We start from the raw sequence: 25,240 nt of genomic DNA on the forward strand, positions 1-25,240 counted from the left end.
CGGATCGCTCCGACAGCCCGTCCTGCAACCCTATGAACCGATCAGAATTTGAGCGGCATCACCGTCTTCACGCCCGGCAGGGCACGGACCTTCGCGACCAGTTCGGGCGTCACCGCTTCATCGACCGACAACAGCACCACCGCTTCGCCACCGGCATCGCGGCGACCGAGGTGGAAGGTGCCGATATTGACGCCCGCCTCGCCCAGCGTCGTGCCGATGCGACCGATGAAGCCGGGCGCATCCTCGTTGACGACGTACAGCATGTGACCGGCCAGATCGGCCTCGACCTTGATGCCGAACAGTTCGACCAGACGCGGCTGCGCGTTGCCGAACAGCGTGCCTGCGACCGACCGTTCGCCCGCATCGGTCTTGAGCGATACGCGGACCAGCGTGTGGTAATCGCCCTCGCGGTCGTTGCGCACTTCGCGCACCTCGATGCCGCGTTCCTTGGCGAGGAACGGGGCGTTGACCATGTTCACCGTGTCCGACTGGACGCGGAGGAACCCGGCCAGCACCGCGCCGACGATCGGCTTCTGGTTCAGCTCGGCGGCGGCGCCTTCGCTATGCACCGACACCCGGGCGATGACGCCGGTCGTCAGCTGCCCGACCAGCGAGCCGAGCTTTTCGGCGAGCGCCATGTACGGCTTGAGGCGCGGCGCCTCCTCGGCCGACAGCGACGGCATGTTGAGCGCGTTGGTGACGCCGCCCGAGACGAGGAAGTCGGCCATCTGCTCCGCGACCTGGATCGCGACATTGACCTGCGCCTCGCTGGTCGACGCGCCCAGATGCGGGGTCGAGATGAAGTTCGGCGTGCCGAACAGCGGCGATTCCTTCGCCGGTTCCTGCACGAACACGTCGAGCGCCGCACCCGCGACATGACCGCTGTCGAGCGCGGCCTTGAGCGCGACCTCATCGATCAGCCCGCCGCGCGCGCAGTTGATGATCCGCACGCCCTTCTTGGTCTTGGCGATATTTTCCGCCGACAGGATGTTGCGGGTCTGGTCGGTCAGCGGGGTGTGCAGCGTGATGAAGTCGGCCCGCGCCAGCAGTTGGTCCAGCTCGACCTTCTCGACGCCGATCTCGATCGCGCGCTCCGGCGACAGGAACGGATCGAAGGCGATGACCTTCATCTTCAGGCCCTGCGCGCGGTCGGCGACGATCGAGCCGATATTGCCGGCCCCGATCAGGCCCAGCGTCTTGGCGGTCAGCTCGACGCCCATGAAGCGGTTCTTTTCCCACTTGCCCGCCTGGGTCGAGGCATCGGCCTCGGGCAGCTGGCGGGCGAGCGCAAACATCAGCGCGATGGCATGTTCGGCGGTGGTGATCGAATTGCCGAACGGGGTGTTCATCACGACGACACCGGCGGCCGATGCCGCGGGAATGTCGACGTTATCGACACCGATACCTGCGCGACCGACGACCTTGAGGTTCTTGGCGGCGTCGAGGATCGCCTTGGTGACCTTGGTCGAGCTGCGAATGGCGAGGCCGTCATAGTCGCCGATGATCGCCATCAGCTCTTCGGGGGTCTTGCCGGTGATTTCGTCCACCTCGACCCCGCGTTCGCGGAAGATCTGGGCGGCCTTGGGGTCCATTTTGTCGGAAATCAGAACTTTAGGCATGTCGGATTCCTTACCTCCCTCTCCCCTTCAGGGGAGAGGGCCGGGGAGAGGGGAAGTCGGGGAGCAGGCGGAGAGGTTGGGCGACAGCCCCTCTCCCAACCCTCTCCCCTGAAGGGGAGAGGGCTTTATGCCGCCTTGGCGGTCGCGTAGGCCCAGTCGAGCCATGGTCCGAGCGCCTCGATATCCGCCGTATCGACGGTCGCGCCGCACCAGATGCGCAGGCCTGCCGGAGCGTCGCGGTATCCTGCGACGTCATATGCCGCACCTTCGGCTTCGAGCAGCGATGCCATTTTCTTGATGAGCGCCTCGTCGGCCCCCTCGACGGTCAAACAGACGCTGGTCGTCGACCGGGTCGCCGGATCGGCAGCGAGATGACCCAGCCAGTCGCGCTCGGCGACAATCCTGTCGAGCGCGGCGGCATTGGCGTCGCTGCGCGCGATCAGGCCGTTTTCGCCCAACGACTTGCCCCATTCGAGGCTGAAGATCGCATCCTCGACAGCCAGCATCGACGGGGTATTGATCGTCTCGCCCTTGAAGATGCCTTCGGTCAGCTTGCCCTTCGACACCAGCCGGAAGACCTTGGGCAGCGGCCAGGCGGGGGTGTAGGTTTCGAGCCGCTCGACGGCGCGCGGGCCGAGGATCAGCACGCCATGCGCGCCCTCGCCGCCCAGCACCTTCTGCCAGCTGAACGTGGCGACGTCGATCTTCGCCCAGTCGATGTCATAGGCGAACACGCCCGAGGTCGCATCGGCGAACGACAGTCCTTCGCGGTCGGCGGGAATGAAATCGGCATTCGGCACGCGCACACCGCTGGTGGTGCCGTTCCAGGTGAACAGGACGTCGTTGGTCCAGTCGATCGCGGTCAGGTCGGGCAGCTGGCCGTAATCGGCGCGCACGACGGTCGGATCGATCTTGAGCTGCTTGACCGCGTCGGTCACCCAGCCCTCGCCGAAGCTTTCCCACGCCAGCGCAGTGACCGGGCGGGCGCCCAGCATCGTCCACATCGCCATTTCGAACGCGCCGGTGTCGGAACCGGGAACGATGCCGATGCGATGGGTGTCGGGAAGCTTCAGCAGTTCGCGCATCAGGTCGATGCAATATTGCAGACGCTGCTTGCCGATCTTCGAGCGGTGCGACCGGCCGAGGCTGACGGGATTGAGGCGGTCGGCGGACCAGCCCGGCGGCTTGGCGCAGGGGCCGGACGAAAAATAGGGACGCGCAGGGGTCGTCGCCGGCTTAGGCGGAAGATCAGTCATGTCAGTCTCTCCTCACAGAGAGCACGCGCTGCGTTGGGACAGCGTGGCCCGCCGCGGGCATTAGCGGCGTCGTTGCCGCGATACAACCCATGTTGTTGCGAATGTCGGCGACTATGCGCACGATCATTGCCGGAACCGGCGACTGGAACCGGATGCGACCCTGCCGCGTTGCCACCGGTTAATATGTCCCATGCGTACGCTTCTTCGCCCACTGTCCTGATCGTCGAGGACGAGATGCTGGTCGCGATCGACCTTGAAGCGTCGCTCGAGGAACATGGCTATCGTCCCGTCGGCATTGCTGCCGATATGACAGGGGCGATGGAGCTCGCGACGGCGCGGCCCGATGTCGCCTTGGTCGATTGCAATCTGCGCGACGGGCCGACCGGCCCGATGATCGGGCGGTTGCTGGGCCGCAACTATGGCACGACGGTCATTTTTCTGACCGCCAACCCCAATTTGCTAGACGATGGCATCGACGGCGCGCTCGGTGTCGTGTCGAAGCCTTGCGGATATGATTCGGTCGGGCGGATCGTCGATTTCGCGGTGCGGGCGCGCGGCGGCGACCTGTCCGAACCGCCACTCGGCATCAAGCTGTTCGGCGCGCCGTCGCAACTGCGCGCGATCGCTTAAGCCGCGGTTCAGCGCGCCTCGGCAACAGGCGGCGTTGACCCGTGTCCGGCCGTTGGCCGATAAGGACTTTGATGAAGCACGCGCTGGGCGGCATCGCTGCCGCCATTTTCCTGTTCGTACAGCCGGCGGCGGCGCAGTCGTTGCTGCGCGATGCCGAGACCGAGGCGCTGCTGAACGACATGTCGCGGCCGATCGCGGTCGCGGCGGGGCTCGATCCGCGCAATTTCAACGTCGTGCTGCTGCAGGACAAGTCGATCAACGCCTTCGTCGCGGGCGGGCAGACCGTCTATATCCATTCGGGCCTGATCGACGCCGCCGACGACGCCAACGAAGTGCAGGGCGTCATCGCCCATGAAATCGGCCATATCGTCGGCGGGCACGTACCGTTGGCGGGGCGCGGGATGGCCCCGGCGACCGGCATCACCGTGCTGAGCCTGTTGCTGGGCGTCGCGGCGATGGCGGCGGGTGCCGGCGAGGCGGGCGCCGGCATCCTCGCGGCGGGACAGCAGGCGGCGATGAGCAGCTATCTGGCGTTCAGCCGGACGCAGGAGAGTTCCGCCGATGCCGCCGGTACCCGCTTCCTGCGCAGCGCCAACGTGTCGGGACAGGGGATGCTCGACTTCTTCAAGAAGCTCCAGAACATGGAATATCGCCTCGCCATCCCGCAGGACAACAGCTACCAGCGCACCCACCCGCTCAGCGGCGAGCGCATCGCCAATCTGACGCAGGACGTGCAGTCCTCGCCTTCGTTCAAGACACCGACCGATCCGGCGCTGGAAGTCCGGTTCAAGCGGGTGCAGGCGAAGCTGCGCGGCTATGTCAGCGACCCCAAGGATACGCTGCGTCGCTATCCGGCCAGCGACCAGAGCGTGTACGCCCATTACGCGCGCGCCTACGCCTATCATAAGTCGGGCTATCCCGAGCAGGCGGCGGACGAGACGCTGGCGCTGGTCAAATCGGCGCCCGACGACCCCTATTTCCTCGAGCTAGAAGGGCAGATCCTGCTCGAATCGGGGAAACCGAAGGAAGCGCTGTCGGCGTTGCGCGAGGCGACCGAGCGGACCCGGTCGTCGCCGCTGATCGCCGCCAGTTTCGGCCATGCGCTGATCGCGGCAGAGGATCCGGCGCTGCTCGACGAGGCCGAACGGGTGCTCAAACAGGCGGTGGCGCGCGACAACCAGAACCCGTTCGCCTGGTATCAGTTGAGCATCCTCTACGAACGGCGCGGCGATGCCGCGCGCGTCGCGCTGGCGATGGCGGAATATACGTCGCTGATCGGCGACAACGGCATGGCGCTGGCCAGTGCGCGACGGGCGATGGCGCTGTTGCCGCAGGGGTCGAGCGACTGGATTCGGGCACAGGATATTCAAATGACGTCGCAGACCGCGTTCGAGGAAGAGAAGCGCAATCGCAGGCGGCGGGGCTGACCATGGGGCGGATGGGCAATATCGCGATGCTGGCGGCTGCCGCGCTGGCCGGCGCCGGCGGGGCGATCGTCGCGCAGCGCGTGGCCATCGACCGGACCGCGACCGAGACGGTGGTGCACGACTATATCCTCGCCAACCCCGAAATCCTTCCGCAAGCGATGCAACGGTTGCAGGCGAAGGAAGCGGGCAAGGCGGTCGCCGCCAATCGTGCCGCGATCGTCGAACCCTTTCCCGGTGCGATCGCGGGTAACCCGAATGGCGATGTCAGCGTCGTCGCGTATCTAGATTACGCCTGCGGTTTCTGCCGGGCGAGCCTGCCGGCGATCAGCGGCTTGATCGCCAGCGACCCGAACGTCCGCATCGTCTATCGCGAGTTGCCGATCCTGTCGCAGGGCAGCCGCACCGCCGCCGAGTGGGCGCTGGCAGCGGCGCAGCAGGGCAAGTTCAAGCCGTTCCACGACGCGCTGTACGCGGCCGGGCGGGTCGATGACGCCACGATCGGGGCGGCGGCGAAGGCGGCCGGGCTGGACGCGACCACCGCGCGCGCCGCGATCGCGTCGCCGCAGGTTGCGGGCGAAATCGAACGCAATATGAAGACCGCCGGCCTGCTCGGCTTCAGCGGCACGCCGTCGTGGGTCGTGGGCGATCAGGTGCTGGGCGGTGCGCAGACGCTGCCGGCATTGCAGGCCGCGGTGGCGGAGGCACGCAAAGCGAAGACGACGCCCGCCGCCTGAGCCTTTTCTCCGACCTCAAACCATGGAACAAGCCGCTCCATGGAAACCATTCTTTCGATCCGGGGCGTCGCCAAGACGTACAAGTCCGGCACGGTCGCGTTGCAGCCGACCGACCTCGATATCGGCAAGGGCGAGATCTTCGCGCTGCTGGGACCGAACGGGGCGGGCAAGACGACGCTGATCAGCATCGTGTGCGGGATCGTCACGCCGAGCGCGGGAACGATCACCGCCGCCGGGTTCGATACGGTGCGCGATTACCGCGAGACGCGGACCCGGATCGGGCTGGTGCCGCAGGAATTGCTGACCGACGCGTTCGAGACGGTGATGGCGACCGTCACCTTTTCGCGCCGGCTGTTCGGGCGGCATGGCGACGCGGCCTTTATCGAAAAGCTGCTGCGCGACTTGACCCTGTGGGACAAGCGCGATGCGAAGATGACCGAATTGTCGGGCGGCATGAAGCGGCGGGTGATGATCGCCAAGGCGCTGAGCCACGAACCCGACATCCTGTTCCTCGACGAACCGACCGCGGGCGTCGATGTCGAGCTGCGCCGCGATATGTGGCGGCTGGTCCATGACCTACGCGAACGCGGCGTCACCATCATCCTGACCACCCATTATATCGAGGAGGCCGAGGAAATGGCCGACCGGGTGGGGGTGATCGCCAAGGGCCGGTTGATCCTGGTCGACGAGAAGGCCGCCCTGATGCGCAAGCTGGGCAAGAAGACGCTGACCCTGACCCTGTCCGAACCGCTGGCCGAGGTGCCGAGCGCGCTGTCGCACTGGCCGCTGACGCTGACCGACGAAGGCCATGCGCTGACCTTCGCGTTCGACGCCAATGCCGAGGATAACGGCGTGCGCGCACTGTTGCGCGCCGCCGACGAGGCGGGGATCGCGTGGAAGGATATCGCGACGAAGCAGTCGAGCCTCGAGGATATCTTCGTCGGCCTGGTGCATGAACAGGAGGGCCGGGCATGACTTTCAACTGGCATGGCGTGCTGGCCATCTATCGCTTCGAACTGGCGCGGTTCGGGCGGACGATCTGGACCTCGCTGATGACGCCGGTCATCACGACCTCGCTATATTTCGTGGTGTTCGGCACCGCGATCGGCAGCCGCATGAACGAGGTCGGCGGCGTGCCGTACGGTGCGTTCATCGTCCCCGGCCTGATGATGCTGACGATGCTGACCGAAAGCATCTTCAACGCCAGTTTCGGCATCTTCATGCCCAAATGGTCGGGCACCATCTATGAACTGTTGTCGGCGCCGGTTTCGACGCTGGAAACGCTGGTCGGCTATGTCGGGGCGGCGGCGAGCAAGTCGTGTATCGTCGCGCTGGTGATCTTCGCCACGGCGCATCTGTTCGTCGATGTACAGGTTGCGCACCCGTTCTGGGCGCTATGCTATCTGCTGCTGGTGGCGGTCACCTTCTGCCTGTTCGGCTTCATCCTCGGGCTATGGGCCAAGGGGTTCGAACAGTTGCAGGTCATCCCGCTGCTGGTGGTGACGCCGCTCACCTTCCTCGGCGGCGCCTTCTATTCGATCGACATGCTGCCCGGCATCTGGCGGACGATCAGCCTGTTCAACCCGATCGTCTATCTCATCAGCGGGTTTCGCTGGACCTTTTTCGGGGTCGGCGATGTTCCGGTGGCGGCAAGCCTGGGTGCGACCTTCGGGTTTCTGTGCATTTGCGTCACGGTGATCGCCGTGATTTTCCGCACCGGGTGGCGGCTGAAGAAGTAAGGGAGTCCGCATGGATCTGGGAATTGCCGGCCGCAAGGCGATCGTGTGCGCGTCGAGCGCGGGGCTGGGTCGGGCGTGCGCGCTGGAACTGGCGCGGGCCGGGGTCGATGTCGTCGTCAACGGACGCGACGCGGCGAAACTCGCCGCGACCGCAGCGGCGATCCGGGAGGAGACCGGCGTGACGGTGACCGAGATCGTCGCCGACCTGTCGACCGAGGAAGGTCGCGCCGCGTTGCTCGCCGCCTGTCCCGATCCCGATATCCTCATCAACAATAATGGCGGGCCGCCGGTCAAACCCTATACCGAACTGGCGGCCGACGGCATTCGCGCCGGACTGGAAAGCAATTTCGTCACTCCGGCGCTACTGTTGCAGGCGGTGTTGCCGGGCATGGTCGAGCGCAGGTTCGGGCGGGTGGTCAATATCACCTCGGGTTCGGTCAAGATGCCGCTGCCGGGGCTCGACCTGTCGAGCGGGGCACGGGCCGGTCTCACCGGGTTCGTCGCCGGCATCGCCCGGCAGGTGGCCGGGTCGAACGTGACGATAAACGGCCTGTTGCCGGGATCGTTCGATACCGCGCGCATCGCATCGATGAGCGAAGCGGCAGCGGCGAAGAACGGGACGACGTCCGAGGAGGAAAAAGCGAAGCGGGCGGAGGCGATCCCGGCCAAGCGGATCGGCGACCCGGCCGAGTTCGGCGCGGCCTGTGCGTTTCTGTGTTCGGACAGGGCCGGGTTCATCACCGGGCAGAGCCTGTTGATCGATGGCGGGGCGTTTCCGGGGATTATGTGATTTTCACGCGAAGGCAGAGACCCGAAGAAAAAATAGAAAGGATGATTTTCGCGCGAAGGCGCAAAGGGCGCTAAGGGGTTGCGTACGCGGCGGCGGTAGCCTGTCCGGCGAAGCCTCTTATGCGCTGCACAGTGATGGAAGAGCCGCGTCGCGGCATGAGAACCCTCTTTGCGCCCTTTGCGCCTTCGCACGAACCCCGATCTTCTTCTTCAAAAAATCCCGAGAAACTTCTTGCGCTGTTCCTTGCGCTCGCCCCGGTTCGAGCGGCCGTTCTCGGCCTTGGCGGTTGTCCCTCGACCAACGTCATCCCGCGGTTCGCCGTCCTTGGTCCGCTGCGCGCGCGCGGTCGCGCCGGCGAGGACCGGACCGCACGCCGCACCCTTCGCATCGCCCGGATCGACGAACGCCAGCACCCCCGCCAGCGGCGTCGCGACCACCGCCAGCCCCAGCCCGGCACCGGCGCGCCCGAGCAGTTCTGGGCTGATGACCGAATAGCGTGGCGAAGCGAAATAGCCGCCGATACCGACCGGCGACTGGCCGGCGAACAGCGAGAAGCGTTTCGAGTCGGCACGGACGGCGAGGTCGATCGATTCGTTGCGGAAGCTGAACCCGCCGCGCCCGACCATGACATTCTTTTGCGTATCGATCAGGATCGGGTCCGCCGCCGCGACCCCGTTCCGGACGGTGAAGCCGATCAGCCCGCAATTGATGCGCACCGGTTCCTTCAACCGCCCCTCGAACATCTTCTGCGCAAAGGTGCCGAGGTCGAGTTCGGACAATTGCACGTTGCGCGTCCAGAAACTGCCGGCGGGCAGGATGATCGCGATCCGGCCGTTCGAGCTGGCCAGCGAATCATGGACCGTGTCGCCGGTACCGGTCAGCTTCACCCGCGCCTTGACCGTGCCCGACGTGCCCGCTTCCTCGACGCCCCAACCGGCGAGCAACCGCCCCATCGGCGTCGGCGACAGGCGGATGTCGTAATCGGTGACGGCGGGGCGGCGACGCGCATCGATCACCACGTCCGATGCGACATTGCCGCGCGCCATCGCGAAGGTCAGCGGCGACAGTTTGAGCAGCCGGTCGTTCAGGTCGAGGGTGAGGTCGACGTTCGACACCGGCAGGCTGCGCGCACGGACCGTACCGACCTTGTAACGGACCTTCGCATCGAAATTGCGCAATGCCTCGACGTTGAGCCTGGCATCGGGGAGCAGGCGGGGGGCGCCCCCTTCGCGTTCGATCACCCCTGCAGCGCCCTGCGCCTCGACCCGTTCGAGATCGTAACCGACGAACGCCGACATATCGACGATATCGAGCGTGCGCGATGTCAGGTCGGCGGTCAGCAGCAGGCGCGGTTCGCGCTGGGTCACGGTCAGGCTGCCGGCCAGATCGCTGTCGCCGAATACGCCCTTCAACCGGGTGAATTTCCAGTCCGGCCCGTCCTTCGTCATCCGCCCGGTCAGGCGATAGCTACGGGTATCGGGGGTGACGATGCCGAGCACCGCGAATACATCCGACAGGTTGCGCCCGCGCAGGCGGACGACGAGGTTCGATCCGTCGAGTTCGGTCGGCCCCGGCAGGGTACCGGCGAGGATCGCGACCGATCGCGCGACCTCGATCCGGGCGGTCAGTTGATTCTGCCCGCCGCGGATCGTCGCGTTGGGCGATTGCAGCTGCCCGGTCAGGCGGAACGAACGGCCGCGCACCGTGCCGCGTCCGGTCGCGCGAATCGCGCTGGCGAACTGCGTGCCTTCGCTGATCGTCGTGTCGAGGTCGAACGTACCGTCGAGAAGGAATTGCGGGTCGCGGTAACGGATGCGGGTATCGCGGAAGATCCCGCTGCGCACGACCGGCAGTTCGAGCTTCTTGCCCGGCTTGTCCGGATCGCCGAAGGTCCAGGTGTTGCGCTTGCGTGCCGCGTCCCAGTGGAGATCGGCGCGTGCACCGTCGAGTTCGAGCCAGTTGACCCGGCGGCGTCCGAACAGGAAGGTCAGCGTCGCGGTCGAGCTGTCGAGCTTCTTCGCCTCGAACAGATTGCCGCCGCCGGCCCAGTCGGGGTTCGATACCGACAGCCCTTGCGCCAGGAACTTCAGGTCGATCGGATTGAAGTAGAACTGGAAGTCGCCCGCGACGCGGACTGTGCGGCCGCTTTGGGAGGAAGCGATCCGTTCGAACGTTCCTTTCAGGAACCGGCCCCTAGTGACGAACAGGATCAGCCATGCGAGGAAGATCGTTCCGACCACGCCGACCAGCGTTCGCAGCGCGATCCGCCGCCAATCGCGGCGGCGGGGGGCGTCGGCGGCGCCGTTCGTCGGGGAAACTTCGGCCATCGCCCCTCAACCGTTCGCAGCCGTAACGAGTTCCGGTGGTTGCGTTCCGCGCGCATCCGGGTTAGGGGCGCGCTCTTTCCACGACCTTTCGGGATTCGCCCGGCCATCTGGGGCTGCCGCGGCAATCCGCACGTCGTGATTTTTGAGGAGACCAAAATGCCCAAGCTCAAGACCAAGAGCGGCGTCAAGAAGCGCTTCAAGTTCACCGCCACCGGCAAGGTGAAGCACGGCGTCGCCGGCAAGCGCCACCGCCTGATCTCGCACAACGCGAAGTATATCCGTCAGAACCGGGGGACCTCGGTCCTCGCCGATGCCGATGTCGCGCACATCAAGGCATGGGCACCCTACGGTCTTCGCTAAGGAGTAACGAGACATGGCACGCATCAAGCGCGGCACGACCACCAAGGCGAAGCACAAGCGGATTTTGGATCAGGCGAAGGGCTATTATGGCCGTCGCAAGAACACGATCCGCATCGCGCGCCAGGCCGTCGAAAAGGCCGGCCAGTACGCCTATCGCGACCGCAAGGTGAAGAAGCGGACCTTCCGTGGTCTGTGGATCCAGCGCATCAACGCCGGTGTCCGCGCAGAAGGCATCACCTATTCGCAGTTCATGCACGGCTGCAAGCTGGCCGGCATCGAACTCGACCGGAAGGTCCTGGCCGATATCGCCATGCACGAGGAAGCCGCCTTCAAGGCGATCGTCGCGCAGGCGAAGGCCGCCCTGCCGGAACAGGCCGCCGCGTAACGCTGCGGTTCCTGTTTGCGGGATGAGAAGCGCCGGTGGGGTAACCCGCCGGCGTTTTTCGTGCTTTTCGTCATCCCCGCGCAGGCGGGAATCCGTAGACGCTACCGTCCCGACTCTATTAGCATCGTCAGCGGCTATCGGTTCCCGCCTTCGCGGGAACGACGAAGTGGAGGCTGGTGTGACGCGCATCTTCGAGCCGTGCGTGTACATCATGGCGAGCGGCCGCAACGGGACGACCTATATTGGCGTTACCAGCAACCTGATCCAACGGGTCCATCAGCACCGCAACGGGACTTTCCGTGGTTTTTCAAGCGAACGCCATTGTACCCGCCTGGTCTGGTTCGAACGCCACGAGACCATGGAAACCGCCATCCAGCGCGAGAAGCGGATCAAGAAGTGGAACCGCGACTGGAAGCATAATCTAATCGAGCAGGACAACCCCCACTGGTGCGACCTCGCCACAGGGCTAGGCTTCGCCATCGTTCCGCAATAAAGCCTCGCTCCATATCCAGACCAGCGGAGCGACCGTGACCCCCGATCTCGACCAATTGCGTGCCGACCTGCTCGCCGCCATCGATGCCTCTGCCGGCGTCGACGCGCTGGAGGCGGTGCGCGTTCATGCGCTGGGCAAGCAGGGGGCGATTACCGGCCTGCTGAAGACGCTGGGCGCGCTGTCGCCCGAGGAACGCCAGACGGTGGCGCCGGGCATCCATGCGCTGCGCGAGGCGGTGACGAACGCGATCGGTGCGCGCAAGGCCGATCTGGAGGCGAAGGCGCTGGCGGCGAAGCTGGCGAGCGAGCGGGTCGACCTGACGTTGCCGGTCGACCGCCCGGCGCCGGGCGGGGTCCATCCCGTCAGCCAGGTGATGGACGAACTGGCGGAGATTTTCGCCGATCTGGGCTTCGCCGTGGCGACGGGGCCGGAGATCGAGGACGACTGGCACAATTTCACCGCGCTCAACATTCCCGAAACGCATCCGGCGCGGGCAATGCACGACACGTTCTACGCGCAGCGCCGAAGCCCGCAGGGCGAGGAAACCGCAAGCGCGGCCGGCGCTGCCCAAGCAGCGTCCGACGACGGTGGCTCCGCCACCGGCGCGCCCGAACGCTACGTCCTGCGCACGCATACGAGTCCGGTGCAAATCCGCACGATGATGGCGCAAAAGCCGCCCATCCGCATCATCGCGCCGGGCCGGGTCTATCGCAGCGACAGCGACGCGACCCACACGCCGATGTTCCACCAGATCGAAGGGCTGGTGATCGATCGCGGCATCCATATGGGGCATCTCAAATGGACGCTGGAGACGTTCCTAAAGGCCTATTTCGAGCGCGACGACATCGTCCTGCGCCTGCGCCCCAGCTATTTCCCGTTCACCGAACCGTCGGCGGAGGTCGATATCGGTTATACGCTGGAGAAGGGCCGGCGCGTGGTCGGCGGTGATCCGGCCAAGGGCAATGGCGGCTGGATGGAGGTGCTGGGCAGCGGCATGGTCCACCCCAAGGTCATCGCGGCGTGCGGGCTGGACCCCAACGAGTGGCAGGGCTTTGCGTTCGGCACCGGCGTCGACCGGCTGGCGATGCTGAAATACGGCATGGACGATTTGCGGCCGTTCTTCGACGGCGATCTGCGCTGGCTCAAACATTATGGATTCTCGGCGCTGGACGTTCCCACGCTGTCGGGGGGAGTGACGGCATGAAGTTCACCTATGGCTGGCTCCAGCAGCATCTCGACACCGATGCGACGCTCGACACGATCCTAGAAGGGCTGACCCGGATCGGGCTGGAGGTCGAGGGCGTCGAGAATCCGGGCGAGAAGCTGGCCGCATTCCGCGTCGCCCGCGTTCTCACCGCCGAACGGCATCCGCAGGCCGACAAGCTGCAGGTGCTGTCGGTCGATGCCGGCGACGGGCCGTTGCAGGTGGTGTGCGGTGCACCGAACGCCCGTGCGGGACTGGTCGGCGTGTTCGGCATGCCGGGCGCGACGGTGCCGGCCAACGGCATGGTGCTGAAGGTCGCGGCGATCCGCGGCGTCGAATCGAACGGCATGATGTGCTCGACCCGCGAACTGGAACTGGGCGAGGATCATGACGGGATCATCGAGCTGCCCGACGACGCGCCGGTCGGCACCCCCTTCCCCGCCTATGCCGGGCTGGACGATCCGGTCATCGACGTCAGCGTCACCCCGAACCGGCAGGATTGCATGGGCGTGCGCGGCATCGCGCGCGATCTGGCGGCGGCGGGCTATGGCACGCTGAAGCCGCTGGCGGTGCCGGTCGTCGCGGGCGAGGGCGATGGCCCCGATGTACGGGTCGAGGACGCCGATGGCTGCCCGGCCTTCTACGCACAGGCGGTGCGTGGGCTGACCAATGGCGAATCCCCCGACTGGATGCGCAAGCGGTTGAACGCGATCGGGCAGAAGCCGATCTCGACGCTGGTCGACATCACCAATTACGTGATGTTCGATCTGGGGCGGCCGCTGCACGTCTATGACATGGCGAAGCTGACCGGCGGTCTGGTCGCGCGCAAGGCGGTGGCCGGTGAGAGCGTCGTTGCGCTGAACGGCAAGTCCTACACACTGGGCGGCGGCGAGACGGTGATCGCCGACGATGCCGGCGTTCACGACATTGGCGGGATCATGGGCGGCGAGCATTCGGGCGTGTCGGAAACGACCACCGACGTGCTGATCGAATGCGCATACTTCACCCCGGAGGCGATTGCGCGGACGGGGCAGAAGCTGGCGCTAACCAGCGATGCGCGCACCCGGTTCGAACGCGGGGTCGATCCGGCGTTTCTCGATCAGGGGCTGGCGATCGCGACCGATTATGTGCTGCAACTATGCGGCGGGACCGCCAGCGGCGTGACCCGCGCGGGATCGCCACCGGTCGAACCGCGCATCGTGACCCATCAGCCCGCGCGGGTGGCGACGCTGGGCGGGCTGGACGTGGCCGAGGATCGGCAGCGCGATATCCTCGAGCGGCTGGGCTTCACGGTCGGCGATGGCTGGCAGGTGACCGTGCCGTCGTGGCGGCGCGATATCGACGGGACCGCCGATCTGGTCGAGGAAGTGATCCGCATCGAGGGGCTCGACAAGGTCCCGTCGACCCCGCTCGACCGGCCGGCGGGCGTGGCGGTGCCGACCGCGACGGCGGAGCAGAAGCTGGAGCGGCGCATCCGTCGTGCTGCGGCCGCGCGCGGACTGGCCGAGGCGATCACGTGGAGCTTCATCGCCGAGGAAGAGGCGGCGCCGTTCGGCGGCGGCGCGTGGGAGGTCGTGAACCCGATCGCCAACGACATGCGGATCATGCGCCCGTCGCTGCTGCCCGGATTGCTGAGCGCGGCGGCGCGCAATCTGAAGCGTGGGGCAAGCAGCGTGAAGCTGTTCGAGATCGGGCGGCGCTATCTGGCCGATGCCGAGCGGATGACGCTGGGCATGGTGTTCGCCGGTGAGCGGTCCCCACGCGGCTGGCGCGCGAGCAAGGCGCAAGGCTTCGATGCGTTCGATGCCAAAGGCGAGTTGCTGGCGCTGCTGGAGGCGGCGGGGGCGCCGGTCGGCAATCTGCAGGTGATGGAGGCGCCGGGTGACGTCTATCATCCGGGGCAGTCGGCGACGCTGCGGCTCGGGCCGAAGACGGTGCTGGCGAGCTTCGGCGTGCTGCATCCGACCATCGCCAAGGCGTTCGACCTGCCGGCCGGCACGGTCGCGGCCGAACTCTATCTCGACGCGCTGCCGGCCAAGCGTGGCGGCGGGGCGATGCGCGGGGCCTATGCGCCGCCGGCGTTGCAGGCGGTGACCCGCGACTTCGCGTTCGTGGTGGCAGACGATGTGGCGGGCGATCAACTGGTGCGGGCGGTGCGCGGTGCCGACAAGGCGGCGATCGTAGATGCGCGCCTGTTCGACGTGTTCGCCGGCCCCGGCGTCGAGCCGGGGCACAAGAGCCTCGCGATCGAGGTCACCTTGCAGCCGGGTGCCAAGAGCTTCACCGATGCCGAGTTGAAGGCGATATCGGACAAGATCGTCGCTGCGGCGACCAAGATCGGCGGGAGCCTGCGCGCATGACCGTGACCCTGACCAACGGCACGCTGACCGTGGCGGTCGAACCGCTGGGGGCCGAGCTGCATTCGATCAGGGATGCGGCGGGCCGCGAGCTGATGACCAATGCCGATCCGGCATACTGGACCGGGCATGCGCCGATCCTGTTCCCGATCATCGGCGCGGTGCAGGACGATCGCTATCGAGCGGATGGCGAGACCTTCCACCTCGCCAAGCACGGCTTTGCGCGGCGGCGGAAGTTTACGAAGGTTGCACAGAGCGACACGTCCGTCCGGTTCGAACTGGTCGACGATGCGGAAACGCGGAAGGTGTATCCGTTCGCGTTCATGCTCCACGTGGAACATTCGTTGGACGGCGCGACGCTGCATAGCGTTGTAACGGTGACGAATACTGGCGACCGCGACCTGCCGGCGAGCATCGGCTTCCATCCGGCCTTCGCATGGCCGCTGCCCTATGGCCGTGACCGCGCGGCGCATCGGATGGTGTTTTCGGACGCGGAAGTTGGCACGGTCGCCGCGATTGCCGCCAACGGGACGATTGCGCCCGAGCGTCGCCCCGATCCGGTGGTCGACCGGGTGCTGACGCTGACCGACGACCTGTTCGCGGACGATGCGCTGGTTTTCGATCCGGTCGCAAGCACCTGGGTGCGGTACGGGGCGGAGGATGGGCCGCAGTTGCGGGTCGATTTCCCGGGGATGCCGAAGCTGGGCATCTGGACCAAGCCGGGTGCAAGCTTCGTCTGTATCGAACCGTGGGACGGGATCGCCGATCCCGAGGGGTTTGCCGGCGATATCTTCGACAAGCCGGGTATCCACCGCGTCGCGCCGGGGCAGTCGCATCGGGCGGCGATGTCGGTGACGTTGGAGGGTTGATTCTCACGCGAAGGCGCGAAGTTCGCGAAGAAGGTAGATTTCGCGCAAAGGCGCAAAGGACGCAGAGGGGTTGCGGTCCTGGCAACCGGGTGCCTTCGGCAGACCGCTACTAAGGTTGCAGCGAAGATAAGGCCGCTGACGCGGCGGAGCTTCCACACAGACGCAACCTCTTTGCGGCCTTTGCGCCTTTGCGCGAAACCAAACTCCGCGCCTTCGCGCCTTCGCGTGAACCCGCCTTCTTCCCCCGCGACACGAAGCCAATCTTGCCGCCCTCCCCGCCCGGCCCTAAAGGCCGGCGATGGACCATATTTCCGATCGCCGCACCTTTGCGATCATTTCCCACCCCGACGCCGGCAAGACCACGCTGACCGAAAAGCTGCTGCTGTTCGGCGGTGCGATCCATCTGGCGGGCGAGGTCAAGGCGCGTGGCGCCGCCCGGCGGGCGCGGTCGGACTGGATGAAGATCGAGCAGCAGCGCGGGATTTCGGTCACGTCGTCGGTGATGACGTTCGAACGGAACGGCCTGACCTTCAACCTGCTCGACACGCCGGGCCACGAAGACTTTTCCGAAGACACCTATCGCACGCTGACCGCGGTCGATTCGGCGGTGATGGTGATCGACGCGGCGAAGGGCATCGAGCCGCAGACCCGCAAGCTGTTCGAAGTGTGCCGATTGCGCAGCGTGCCGATCATCACCTTCGTCAACAAGGTCGACCGCGAGGGGCGCGATCCGTTCGCGCTGCTCGATGAAGTCGCCGACATGCTGCAACTCGACGTCTGCCCTATGACATGGCCGGCGGGCATGGGCGGGCAGTTCGAGGGGATTTACGACCTGGTCGACAACCGGCTGTTGCAGCCCGAGGCCGGGACCAAGGATTTTCAGGGCAAGGTGGAGCAGTTTACCGGCCTCGACGACGAACGGATCGATGCCGTGTTGTCGGCGGAGGGCGCCGAGCGGCTGCGCGAGGAGGCCGAGCTGGCGACCGGTGGCTATGCGAGCTTCGACGGCGCAGCGTACCGGGCGGGCGATCTGACCCCGGTCTATTTCGGGTCGGCATTGAAGGAGTTCGGCGTCGATTCGCTGATCGACGCGATCGCGCGCCATGCCCCCCCGCCCCGCCCGCAGCCGGCCGAACCCGCCCCGGTCGATCCGACCGACGACCGGGTGACCGGGTTCGTGTTCAAGGTGCAGGCGAACATGGACCCCAATCACCGCGACCGGATCGCGTTCATGCGGCTGTGTTCGGGGACGTTCAAGCGCGGCATGAAGCTGACCCCGACCGGGCACGGCAAGCCGATCGCGATCCATTCGCCGATCCTGTTCTTCGCGCGCGAACGCGAACTGGCCGACGAAGCCTATCCGGGCGATATCATCGGCATTCCCAACCATGGCACGCTGCGCGTCGGCGATACGCTGTCGGAGCGGGCCGATGTGCGCTTCACCGGGCTGCCGAACTTCGCGCCGGAAATATTGCGGCGCGTGGTGCTGAAGGACCCGACCAAGACCAAGCAGTTGCGGAAAGCACTGGACGACATGGCCGAGGAAGGGGTCACGCAGGTCTTCTATCCCGATATCGGGTCGAACTGGGTGATCGGCGTGGTCGGGCAGTTGCAGTTGGAAGTGCTGCTGAGTCGGCTGGACGTCGAATACAAGGTCGCGGCGGGGCTGGAAATGGCGCCGTTCGAAACGGCGCGGTGGATTTCGGCAAGCGACCCGGCGGATCTGAAGGCGTTCACCGACCTGCATCGCAGCGCGATGGCGAAGGATCGGGATGGGAATCCGGTGTTCCTGGCGAAGAGCGCGTGGGAGGTCGGGTATATCGCCGATCGCTATTCGAAGGTGACGTTCGCGGCTACGCGGGAGCGGTAGGGTTCACGCGAAGGCGCGAAGAAGAAGGAATTGGTTCGCGCGGAGGCGCGGAGGCGCAGAGGGGTTGCGCGCGCGGCGGATGATATCGATCCGGCGAAGCCGCGTGTCCGCTGCGCCGTTGGTTTGAGAGCCGCTGTCGCGGTGAGTGACCTCCTCTGCGCCTCTGCGCCTCTGCGCGAAATCTACCTTCTTCCTCTTCGCGCCTTCGCGTGAATCAAATCATGCCACCCAGTCGCGCCCGAGCCGGCGGCTGGCGAGCGCCATCAGTGCGCCGGCGACCAGATACAGGCACAGGGCGGCGGCGATCGCATAGCGGAGTGATTCGCTGCCATAGGTCGGCGCCAAGCCCTTCGACAGCTGTCCCACGACCCAGCTGCCCAGCCCCAAGCCGATCAGGTTGTTGATGAGCAGAAAACAGGCCGAGGCGGTGGCGCGCATATGGGCAGGGACAAGGTGCTGGACGGCGGTCAGCACCGGGCCGAGCCAGACATAAACCAGCGCCTGCGGGAGCAGGAACAAGGCGAAGGCGGCGGCCCAGCCGCTCGACAGGACGCCGGCGATGAACAGCGGCGTGCCGAGAACGTAGCAGAGCGCCGGCAGCAATGCGTACCAGCGCTTGTCGCGCGCGCCCAGCCGGTCGCCGAGCGCGCCGCCGAGCAAGATGCCGGCCACCCCGCCGGTCAGCAGCAGCGCGCCAAAGAACTGGCCGGTCTGGACCAGATCGAGGCCGAAGCTGCGCATCATCAGGCTGGGCAGCCAGAAGGCCACGCCATAGCCGCACATCGACCCCGCCGCCGCGCCGAACGCGAGCAGCCAGAAGCTGGGCTTGCGCGCGAGGATGCCGAAGACGCGGCCAACGGGAATGCGATCGGCGCTGGCGGCGGCGCGGGGCGGATCCTTGACGATCAGGCGGAAGAAGGGCGCGATGACCAGTCCGGCCAACCCCACGGTGTAGAAGGCGGTGCGCCATTCGACCGCCTGCGCGATATAGCCGCCGAGCAGGACGCCGCCCGCCGCGCCCAGCGGGATGCCGAGCGAATAGATGGCGAGCGCGCGGGCGCGGCGTTCGGGGGGAAAGGTGTCGGCGATCAGCGCATAGGACGGGGCAACGCCGCCCGCCTCCCCTACCCCGACGCCGAGGCGGAACAGGAACATCTGGGTAAAATTCTGCGCGGTGCCGCACAGCGCGGTGAAGGCGCTCCACACGGCGAGACTCAGCGTGATGACCCAGGTGCGGCTGGTGCGGTCGGCGATCAGCGCCAGCGGGATCGCCAGCGTCGAATAGAGCGCGGCGAAGGCGAGGCCGCCGAGCATCCCCATCTGTCCGTCGTCGAGGCCGAGGTCGCGCTGCACCGGCTGGGCGAGGATCGAGAGGATCTGCCGGTCGAGGAAGTTGAAGCTGTACACCAGCAGCAACATGGCGAGGGTGATGCGGGGGTTTTTCATGCACTTCCTCGAAAATCCTCCCCGTTCACGGGGAGGGGGACCAGCGAAGCTGGTGGAGGGGGATCGCCCCGGACGCAACCATGGTGAAAGCGGCCACCCCCCTCCACCACCGCGTTGCGGCGGTCCCCCTCCCCGTGCCGGGGAGGATTTAGAACTTCACCTCGAACGTTGCGGTCGCGGTGCGCGGCGGGCCGTAATAGCCGATGATCGAATTGCCGAAGAGCGCACCGGGGAAGTTGTAGCCCCCTACCCGGTAGCGCTGATCGGTCAGGTTGCGCAGCGCCATGCCGATCCGGTAGCGGCCATCGCCCGAAATCCAGTTGGCCGAAGCGTTGACCAGCGCATAGCCGTCCTGATCGAGTGCCGGCGTCGGGATTTCGAACAGCGAATAATCGCTGCGCAGCGTCACTTCGGGCGTCACCGACAGCGCGCCGCCGGCGAAATCGGTCGAGGCGGTGAAGGAGGCGGCAGCGGTGAATTCGGGCGTATTCTGGAACACGCGCTGGTTGGCGACATCGACGGGCGTGGTGCCGCCGTTGATGAAGGTCAGGAATTCCTTGTAGTCGGCATTGGTGTAGCCGAACGAGACCTGTGCCGAGAAATTGCGCGACGGGACCATCCGCCCCTCGATCTCCAGCCCGTAGATATCGGCCTTGCCGGCATTGTCGACGAAGCTGGCGATGCCGCCGGCGACGTTGGGCACCTGGATCGTGACCTGCTGGTCGGTGTAGCGCGAATAATAGCCGGCCATGTTGAGGAACAGCGTGCGGTCGAGGAACGCGCCCTTCATGCCGACTTCGTAGCTGGTGATCTTTTCGGGGTCATAGCCATTGACCGTCGTCGGCGTGAACACCGCGTCGCCGCGCATGTCGAACCCGCCCGATTTGAACCCCCTGCCCCATGACGCATAAAGGTTCAGGTCCCGGCGCGGCTCGTAGCTGATCGAGACGCGCGGGGTGAACTGGTCGAAGCTGCGGTCGTTAGTGTAGTCGGTGCGGATCAGCCCCGGCACGGCGGCGGCGTTGCCGAAGCGTGGGCTACGAATGCCGGTATAGTTGCGACGGAAGACCGTGCCGGTCTTGTCATCCTTGGTATAGCGCAGGCCCGCCGAGACCTTGAGCCGGTCGGTCAGGTCGTAGCTGACGTCGCCGAACGCGGCATAGCTTTTGGTCCGTACCTGTCCCGAGGTCAGCGTGGTCAGGTTGAGGCCACCGAGCACCGTGTCGAACGCGCCCGAGGCGTCGGCGTTGAGGTAATAGAGGCCGACGACGCCCTGCACCCGATCGCCCTGGATCAGCAGTTGCAGTTCCTGGGTGAATTGCCAGTCGTCATATTCCGCCGGCACGTCGAGCGTGGGGAGTGCGGTGTTGTCGAAATCGATGACGGTGTTGGTGGCGCCTTCGCGATACGCGCTGATCGATTTGAAGGTCAGCAGGTCGCTCAGCTGAAACTCGCCGGTCAACGACACGCCCTGCGCCACCACCCGGTTGCGGTCGCCGATGCCGGCACGGGTGTCGTAGACATTGCCGGTCGGGGCATAGCGCGGGTCGTTGCCGTTCCCGAGCAGCCGGGTTCCGTGGCGCGGGTTCGACCGGTCGAGCGTACGGTCGCCGGCAAGGCGGACGAAGATGCTGTCGGTCGGGGTCCATTCGGCCGAGACGCGCGCGGCGAGCACGTCCTTGTCATATTGATCGGCGCCGGTGGTCAGGTTGGTGCCGTAACCGTCGCGCTTGTAGCGGGCGATCGCGCCGCCGATCGCGAAGCTGTCACCGATCGGCACCGTCACCTGCCCCACCAGATCGAACTGGTTGTACGACCCGTAGGACGCACGCGCCGTCGCGGCATAATCGTTGCCCAGCCGCTTCGTGACGTATTTGATCGCGCCGCCGATGGTGTTGCGGCCATAGAGCGTGCCCTGCGGCCCGCGCAGCACCTCGACCCGTTCGACATCGAAGATATCGAGCACCGCGCCCTGCGGCCGGGCGACATAGACATCGTCGAGATAGAGGCCGACGCCGGGTTCGAAGCCCCAGAGCGGGTCCTGCTGCCCGACGCCGCGGCTGAAGGCGATCAGGGTGGAGTTGGAGCCGCGCGCGATCTGCAGCGTCAGGTTGGGCGTCTTGTCCTGCAGCGCCGTGATGTCGACCGCGCCGGTGCGGGTCAGCTGGTCGCCGGTGACCACCGACATGGCGATCGGCACGTCGATGACGCTCTCGGCACGTCGCCGCGCGGTGACGACGATGTCGCCATCGCCCTGATCGGCGACCACCGACGCCGAGCCGGCGGGGGCTTCGGGGGGCGTTTCGGTGGTTTGGGCATAAGCCGGTGCGGTGGCGAGTGCCGCCCCCAGCAACAAACCGGCGCGGATTTCGAACGTGCGACGCATCGACCTCTCCCTGCTATGAACGCCACCCGTTTGGCCGGGTTGTACGTCGTTGCGCTTGGCTATACTGAAAGATGAACCGGGTTTCAACTTATGCCCGGACCGGGAGAGCGATTATGGTCGAGACGGGAGCGGGCAGCGCCGGCGACGACAAGATGCCGCGTACCGAACGCGGTCGCCGTACCCGCCGCACGATCCTCGACGCCGCTGCCGCCGAATTCGGGGAAAAGGGATTTCACGAAGGATCGATCAGCGGGATCACGCGGCGGGCCGGCGTGGCGCTGGGCAGTTTCTACACCTATTTCGATTCGAAGGACGCCGTGTTCCGGGCGCTGGTCGCCGATATGTCGGCACAGGTGCGCGATCATGTCGCGCCGGCGATTCGCGGGGCCGAAGGGCAGATCGCGGCGGAGCGTGCCGGGTTGCTCGAATTCATCCGCTTCGTGCGGGCGCACAAGGAAATCTACCGGATCATCGACGAGGCCGAGTTCGTCGATCCGGCGAGCTTCCGGCTGCATTATTCGACGACGGCGGAGCGGATCGCGGCGCGGCTGCGCGCGGCGGCGGACCGGGGCGAGGTGTCGGGCGAGGTGTCCGAAGTCCATGCCTGGGCGATCATGGGGATGAACGTGTTCTTGGGGCTCCGCTACGGGGTTTGGGCGGAAGACCGGGCGCCGGAGGATGTGGCGGACGCGGTCGCTACCTTGCTGGCAAGGGGGATGGTTGGTTCGCGCTAAGACACCCAAGAAGAGAGAATGATTCGCGCAAAGGCGCAAAGGACGCAGAGGCGTTGGACGCCAGGCAGAGATATGGCGATCCGGTGATGAAGCGCCTGGATGGTCGGGAGGTAATTGCTGCTGGCGCAGCGAGCGGACCATCTTTGCGTCCTTTGCGCCTTTGCGCGCCCCCCCCTTCGCGCCTTCGCGTGAACCCTTATTTCTTCAGCAGGTCCTTCAACCCGCCCAACGCCGACAGCGGCCCCGCCTCTTCCTCCTTCAGCACGCCGGCTGCGCGCAATGCTTCCTCGGCATGCGGGCTGCGGGGATAGGGATCGAGCGCCAACGCCAGCGTTTCGGCGGCGGCTTCGCCGAGGTCGATCGATGCGCCCGCGTAGAACATCGTGTCCATCGCTTCGTCGTCCAGCTCGAATTCGCCGCCTTCCACGCTGCCTTCGGGCAGGAAACGCAGGGTGAAGGGTTCGTCGACCGATTCGGGCACCGGCTCACCGCTGGCGACACAGGGTTGCGCGACCTGTGCCGTCAACCGGCCGGTGGCGACGATGCCGGCGGCGTCGCGGCGCAGGCTATAGTCCGCCGCGAGCGAATCGAGCGCGAGCAGGCCGAATCGGCCCATCAGCCGGCGACGTTCGTCGGCATCCGCCGTGATATGCTGGCGGGTTTCCCCCTCGCCGATCTGGTCGATGCGGATGGGGCGGTGGAATTCGGGGATCATTCGGGCAGCTTTCCGACAAGAAGATCGTCGACGGACACGGTATCGAGCGCGGCGCGCAGCCGCCGCAGATGGGCAGCCACGTAAACGAGCGCATGGGCATCGGGTTCGACACCGCGATAGAGGTTGCGGACCAATGCCGCCTCCAGCGATCCATCGGCCAGCCCGTCGCGATACGCGCCCAACCGCCCGCCGAGCATCGCCATCATCCGCCCGATATGCTTGCCGACGACCATGTCGCCAAAGCCGATCTGGCGAAGCTGCCCGTCCATGTCGTCGACGAAACATTCGGCGAGCGACGCTGCGGGCGCCGCCCCTGCCCCCTCTCCCTCCAGTCGCAGCATCACCATCGCGAGGATGGCGGCGATCATGTCGAACCGACCGTCGAGCGTATCGGGCACCTGTCCGTCCAGATACCAATGCGGTTGCCGCCCGCGCGCGACGACCGCGTCGTACAGGGTGGCGGCAACCCGTGGGGGCGGCGCGCGGCGGAACAGGCGTGGCAGGCGCATGACTCTCCGGCAGACAAGGGCGCGCTTGTGGATAACGCGGGTCCGTCATATTGAACGCGTGGCCGCGCGATGCAATCGGGCGTGGCCCGGTCGCGCGTTCGCTGGACGGAGATTTTATGGTTCGCTTCCCCACCCGTGGCGCAGTGGCGCTGATGATCGCCTGTGCCGCGGCGGGCCTGGGAGGCTGCACGAAGCTGCGCAGCCATCAGGGCTATGTCATCGATCCCGATCTGGTCAATGCGGTGCAGCCGGGGGTCGATACCCGCCAGTCGGTGTTGCAGACGCTGGGCACGCCCACCTTTGTCGGCCAGTTTTCCGATCGCGAATGGTTCTATCTGTCGCGCGACAGCCGCAACCTCGCGTTCAACCGTCCGCGCGCCGTCGATCAGACGACGCTGAAGATCACCTTCGACCAGGCCGGCAACGTGACCAAGATCGACCGGACCGGCATCGATCAGGTCGTCGGCATCAGCCCGTCGGACAAGAAGACGCCGACGCTGGGCCGCGAATCGAACTTCTTCAGCGATCTGTTCGGCAATATCGGCACGGTCGGCGCGCCGGGTACGGGTGGACCGGGGCCGGGCCAGCAATAAGGGTTGTCTGATCGCAAGGTCGCGATCCTGCCGCTGATACGTCGCCCCAGCGAAGGCTGGGGCTTCTCGCGGCCCTTGTCCCGTACCATCAAGGGGAGATCCAGCTTACGCTGGAATGACGGCTTTGCGGCGGGGTGAAGGCAATCTGGCTTCAACCCTTTCAAAAAGCTGACAACCGCATTCGCCGATCGTTCAGCGCGACTCGGGCATCCCGTCGTCATCCACCGAGGACGGGAGAGAGTATATGCGTAAGATCATCCTCGCCGTGCTGGCCGCGACGGTCGCCGTGCCGACCATGGCCGCACCCGCCGCCGCACAATCGGCACGCGAACTGCGCCGCGACCGGGCCGATTATCGTGACGCCCAGCGCGAATATCGACAGGCCCTGCGCCATGGCAGCCGGCGCGACATTCGCGACGAGCGCCGCGACCTGAACCGGGCGCGTGCGGACTATCGGCAAACGTTGCGCGAACGCCAATGGCGGCGCGACGAGTGGCGCGGTTATCGCAACGGGCATCGCAACCTGTATGCGCGGGGCAACTGGAACGCGCCGTTCCGCTATCAGGCATTTCGCCCCGGCGCTGCGGTCGGTCGTCCCTTTTACGGACAGCGTTACTGGGTAAGCGATCCCGGCCGCTATCGCCTGCCGCCGGCCCGTGGGGCGCAGCGCTGGGTCCGCCATTATGACGATGTAGTGCTGGTCGATACCCGGCGTGGACGGGTGATAGACGTGGTCCGCAACTTCTATTGGTAAAGCAACGGGCTGGGTCCAGACCCAGCCCGCGGTTCGGCCGCGC

23 protein-coding genes are annotated in these 25,240 nt (G+C 66.2%); 16 read left to right on the plus strand and 7 right to left on the minus strand.

Annotated features, from left to right (window positions below; all coding sequences use genetic code 11):
• Positions 1-41: 41 nt before the first annotated feature.
• Both serA and MF607_RS11340 read right to left on the minus strand, forming a co-directional pair.
• Positions 42-1,619, minus strand: coding sequence for a phosphoglycerate dehydrogenase (gene serA, locus MF607_RS11335; RefSeq protein WP_242118739.1), 1,578 nt, complete (start codon positions 1,617-1,619; stop codon positions 42-44).
• 125 nt (positions 1,620-1,744) lie between these two features.
• Positions 1,745-2,875 carry a phosphoserine transaminase gene (locus MF607_RS11340; protein WP_242118741.1) on the minus strand — a complete coding sequence of 377 codons (1,131 nt, stop codon included), beginning with the start codon at positions 2,873-2,875 and terminating at the stop codon, positions 1,745-1,747.
• 183 nt (positions 2,876-3,058) lie between these two features.
• On the opposite strand from MF607_RS11340, the gene MF607_RS11345 reads away from it, so the two are divergent.
• The 6 genes from MF607_RS11345 to MF607_RS11370 all read left to right on the plus strand — a co-directional run bounded on the left by MF607_RS11345 (position 3,059) and on the right by MF607_RS11370 (position 8,195).
• Positions 3,059-3,505, plus strand: coding sequence for a response regulator (locus MF607_RS11345; RefSeq protein ID WP_242118743.1), 447 nt, complete (start codon positions 3,059-3,061; stop codon positions 3,503-3,505).
• A 71-nt stretch (positions 3,506-3,576) separates the two neighbouring features.
• Positions 3,577-4,932: a M48 family metalloprotease gene (locus MF607_RS11350; protein WP_242118745.1), complete on the plus strand. Its 1,356-nt coding sequence runs from the start codon at positions 3,577-3,579 to the stop codon at positions 4,930-4,932.
• A gap of 2 nt (positions 4,933-4,934) precedes the next feature.
• Positions 4,935-5,666 carry a DsbA family protein gene (locus MF607_RS11355; RefSeq protein WP_242118748.1) on the plus strand — a complete coding sequence of 244 codons (732 nt, stop codon included), beginning with the start codon at positions 4,935-4,937 and terminating at the stop codon, positions 5,664-5,666.
• A 39-nt stretch (positions 5,667-5,705) separates the two neighbouring features.
• Positions 5,706-6,641, plus strand: a complete 936-nt coding sequence (locus MF607_RS11360; protein ID WP_242118750.1) for an ABC transporter ATP-binding protein — start codon at positions 5,706-5,708, stop codon at positions 6,639-6,641.
• Positions 6,638-7,405 carry an ABC transporter permease gene (locus tag MF607_RS11365; RefSeq protein ID WP_242118752.1) on the plus strand — a complete coding sequence of 256 codons (768 nt, stop codon included), beginning with the start codon at positions 6,638-6,640 and terminating at the stop codon, positions 7,403-7,405. Before MF607_RS11360 ends, MF607_RS11365 begins: the two co-directional genes overlap by 4 nt.
• Before the next feature lie 10 nt (positions 7,406-7,415).
• A complete protein-coding gene (locus MF607_RS11370) occupies positions 7,416-8,195 on the plus strand; it encodes an SDR family oxidoreductase (RefSeq protein WP_242118754.1) in 780 nt (259 codons plus the stop codon).
• A 209-nt stretch (positions 8,196-8,404) separates the two neighbouring features.
• Here the strand turns inward: MF607_RS11370 and MF607_RS11375 are convergent, their stop codons facing one another.
• The gene (locus MF607_RS11375) at positions 8,405-10,522 is read right to left on the minus strand and encodes an AsmA family protein (protein WP_242118756.1); all 2,118 of its coding nucleotides are present in this window, start codon (positions 10,520-10,522) and stop codon (positions 8,405-8,407) included.
• Between the two features lie 156 nt (positions 10,523-10,678).
• Between MF607_RS11375 and rpmI the strand changes: the two genes are divergently transcribed.
• The 7 genes from rpmI to MF607_RS11410 all read left to right on the plus strand — a co-directional run bounded on the left by rpmI (position 10,679) and on the right by MF607_RS11410 (position 18,060).
• Positions 10,679-10,882, plus strand: coding sequence for a 50S ribosomal protein L35 (rpmI, locus tag MF607_RS11380; protein WP_056457646.1), 204 nt, complete (start codon positions 10,679-10,681; stop codon positions 10,880-10,882).
• 13 nt (positions 10,883-10,895) lie between these two features.
• Positions 10,896-11,267, plus strand: coding sequence for a 50S ribosomal protein L20 (rplT, locus tag MF607_RS11385; RefSeq protein ID WP_055757215.1), 372 nt, complete (start codon positions 10,896-10,898; stop codon positions 11,265-11,267).
• Positions 11,268-11,445: 178 nt separating this feature from the next.
• Positions 11,446-11,760, plus strand: coding sequence for a GIY-YIG nuclease family protein (locus MF607_RS11390; RefSeq protein WP_242118759.1), 315 nt, complete (start codon positions 11,446-11,448; stop codon positions 11,758-11,760).
• Positions 11,761-11,794: 34 nt separating this feature from the next.
• Positions 11,795-12,964, plus strand: coding sequence for a phenylalanine--tRNA ligase subunit alpha (gene pheS, locus MF607_RS11395; RefSeq protein WP_242118761.1), 1,170 nt, complete (start codon positions 11,795-11,797; stop codon positions 12,962-12,964).
• On the plus strand, positions 12,961-15,324 hold the full coding sequence (gene pheT, locus MF607_RS11400) for a phenylalanine--tRNA ligase subunit beta (protein WP_242118763.1): 2,364 nt from the start codon (positions 12,961-12,963) through the stop codon (positions 15,322-15,324). The genes pheS and pheT overlap by 4 nt, the downstream gene beginning before the upstream one ends.
• Positions 15,321-16,190 carry an aldose 1-epimerase family protein gene (locus MF607_RS11405; RefSeq protein WP_242118765.1) on the plus strand — a complete coding sequence of 290 codons (870 nt, stop codon included), beginning with the start codon at positions 15,321-15,323 and terminating at the stop codon, positions 16,188-16,190. Before pheT ends, MF607_RS11405 begins: the two co-directional genes overlap by 4 nt.
• Before the next feature lie 298 nt (positions 16,191-16,488).
• Complete coding sequence (locus tag MF607_RS11410) at positions 16,489-18,060, plus strand: peptide chain release factor 3 (protein WP_242118767.1); 1,572 nt, start codon at positions 16,489-16,491, stop codon at positions 18,058-18,060.
• Positions 18,061-18,279: 219 nt separating this feature from the next.
• Here the strand turns inward: MF607_RS11410 and MF607_RS11415 are convergent, their stop codons facing one another.
• Complete coding sequence (locus MF607_RS11415; protein ID WP_242118769.1) at positions 18,280-19,506, minus strand: spinster family MFS transporter; 1,227 nt, start codon at positions 19,504-19,506, stop codon at positions 18,280-18,282.
• A gap of 148 nt (positions 19,507-19,654) precedes the next feature.
• A complete protein-coding gene (locus MF607_RS11420) occupies positions 19,655-21,892 on the minus strand; it encodes a TonB-dependent receptor (protein WP_242118771.1) in 2,238 nt (745 codons plus the stop codon).
• Positions 21,893-22,005: 113 nt separating this feature from the next.
• On the opposite strand from MF607_RS11420, the gene MF607_RS11425 reads away from it, so the two are divergent.
• Positions 22,006-22,626: a TetR/AcrR family transcriptional regulator gene (locus MF607_RS11425; RefSeq protein WP_242118773.1), complete on the plus strand. Its 621-nt coding sequence runs from the start codon at positions 22,006-22,008 to the stop codon at positions 22,624-22,626.
• A 196-nt stretch (positions 22,627-22,822) separates the two neighbouring features.
• Here MF607_RS11425 and MF607_RS11430 read toward each other — a convergent pair whose 3' ends face one another.
• Positions 22,823-23,341 (minus strand): YceD family protein, encoded by a 519-nt coding sequence (locus MF607_RS11430; RefSeq protein ID WP_242118775.1) that lies wholly within the window; start codon positions 23,339-23,341, stop codon positions 22,823-22,825.
• Complete coding sequence (locus MF607_RS11435) at positions 23,338-23,850, minus strand: ubiquinol-cytochrome C chaperone family protein (protein WP_242118777.1); 513 nt, start codon at positions 23,848-23,850, stop codon at positions 23,338-23,340. The genes MF607_RS11430 and MF607_RS11435 overlap by 4 nt, the downstream gene beginning before the upstream one ends.
• A 116-nt stretch (positions 23,851-23,966) precedes the next feature.
• On the opposite strand from MF607_RS11435, the gene MF607_RS11440 reads away from it, so the two are divergent.
• Together MF607_RS11440 and MF607_RS11445 are read left to right on the plus strand one after the other, a co-directional pair.
• Positions 23,967-24,443: an outer membrane protein assembly factor BamE gene (locus MF607_RS11440; protein WP_242118779.1), complete on the plus strand. Its 477-nt coding sequence runs from the start codon at positions 23,967-23,969 to the stop codon at positions 24,441-24,443.
• 244 nt (positions 24,444-24,687) lie between these two features.
• On the plus strand, positions 24,688-25,197 hold the full coding sequence (locus tag MF607_RS11445) for an RcnB family protein (protein WP_242118781.1): 510 nt from the start codon (positions 24,688-24,690) through the stop codon (positions 25,195-25,197).
• Positions 25,198-25,240: the final 43 nt, after the last annotated feature.

Origin of the sequence: Sphingomonas lacusdianchii (assembly GCF_022664395.1) — a bacterium.
GTDB lineage: Bacteria > Pseudomonadota > Alphaproteobacteria > Sphingomonadales > Sphingomonadaceae > Sphingomonas > Sphingomonas lacusdianchii.

Bases quoted from the DNA above. Each gene is read 5' to 3' on its own strand.
- serA (WP_242118739.1), bottom strand. From the start codon at position 1,619: ATGCCTAAAGTTCTGATTTCCGACAAAATGGACCCCAAGGCCGCCCAG.
- MF607_RS11340 (WP_242118741.1), bottom strand. From the start codon at position 2,875: ATGACTGATCTTCCGCCTAAGCCGGCGACGACCCCTGCGCGTCCCTAT.
- MF607_RS11345 (WP_242118743.1), top strand. From the start codon at position 3,059: ATGTCCCATGCGTACGCTTCTTCGCCCACTGTCCTGATCGTCGAGGAC.
- MF607_RS11350 (WP_242118745.1), top strand. From the start codon at position 3,577: ATGAAGCACGCGCTGGGCGGCATCGCTGCCGCCATTTTCCTGTTCGTA.
- MF607_RS11355 (WP_242118748.1), top strand. From the start codon at position 4,935: ATGGGGCGGATGGGCAATATCGCGATGCTGGCGGCTGCCGCGCTGGCC.
- MF607_RS11360 (WP_242118750.1), top strand. From the start codon at position 5,706: ATGGAAACCATTCTTTCGATCCGGGGCGTCGCCAAGACGTACAAGTCC.
- MF607_RS11365 (WP_242118752.1), top strand. From the start codon at position 6,638: ATGACTTTCAACTGGCATGGCGTGCTGGCCATCTATCGCTTCGAACTG.
- MF607_RS11370 (WP_242118754.1), top strand. From the start codon at position 7,416: ATGGATCTGGGAATTGCCGGCCGCAAGGCGATCGTGTGCGCGTCGAGC.
- MF607_RS11375 (WP_242118756.1), bottom strand. From the start codon at position 10,522: ATGGCCGAAGTTTCCCCGACGAACGGCGCCGCCGACGCCCCCCGCCGC.
- rpmI (WP_056457646.1), top strand. From the start codon at position 10,679: ATGCCCAAGCTCAAGACCAAGAGCGGCGTCAAGAAGCGCTTCAAGTTC.
- rplT (WP_055757215.1), top strand. From the start codon at position 10,896: ATGGCACGCATCAAGCGCGGCACGACCACCAAGGCGAAGCACAAGCGG.
- pheT (WP_242118763.1), top strand. From the start codon at position 12,961: ATGAAGTTCACCTATGGCTGGCTCCAGCAGCATCTCGACACCGATGCG.
- MF607_RS11405 (WP_242118765.1), top strand. From the start codon at position 15,321: ATGACCGTGACCCTGACCAACGGCACGCTGACCGTGGCGGTCGAACCG.
- MF607_RS11410 (WP_242118767.1), top strand. From the start codon at position 16,489: ATGGACCATATTTCCGATCGCCGCACCTTTGCGATCATTTCCCACCCC.
- MF607_RS11415 (WP_242118769.1), bottom strand. From the start codon at position 19,506: ATGAAAAACCCCCGCATCACCCTCGCCATGTTGCTGCTGGTGTACAGC.
- MF607_RS11420 (WP_242118771.1), bottom strand. From the start codon at position 21,892: ATGCGTCGCACGTTCGAAATCCGCGCCGGTTTGTTGCTGGGGGCGGCA.
- MF607_RS11425 (WP_242118773.1), top strand. From the start codon at position 22,006: ATGGTCGAGACGGGAGCGGGCAGCGCCGGCGACGACAAGATGCCGCGT.
- MF607_RS11430 (WP_242118775.1), bottom strand. From the start codon at position 23,341: ATGATCCCCGAATTCCACCGCCCCATCCGCATCGACCAGATCGGCGAG.
- MF607_RS11435 (WP_242118777.1), bottom strand. From the start codon at position 23,850: ATGCGCCTGCCACGCCTGTTCCGCCGCGCGCCGCCCCCACGGGTTGCC.
- MF607_RS11440 (WP_242118779.1), top strand. From the start codon at position 23,967: ATGGTTCGCTTCCCCACCCGTGGCGCAGTGGCGCTGATGATCGCCTGT.
- MF607_RS11445 (WP_242118781.1), top strand. From the start codon at position 24,688: ATGCGTAAGATCATCCTCGCCGTGCTGGCCGCGACGGTCGCCGTGCCG.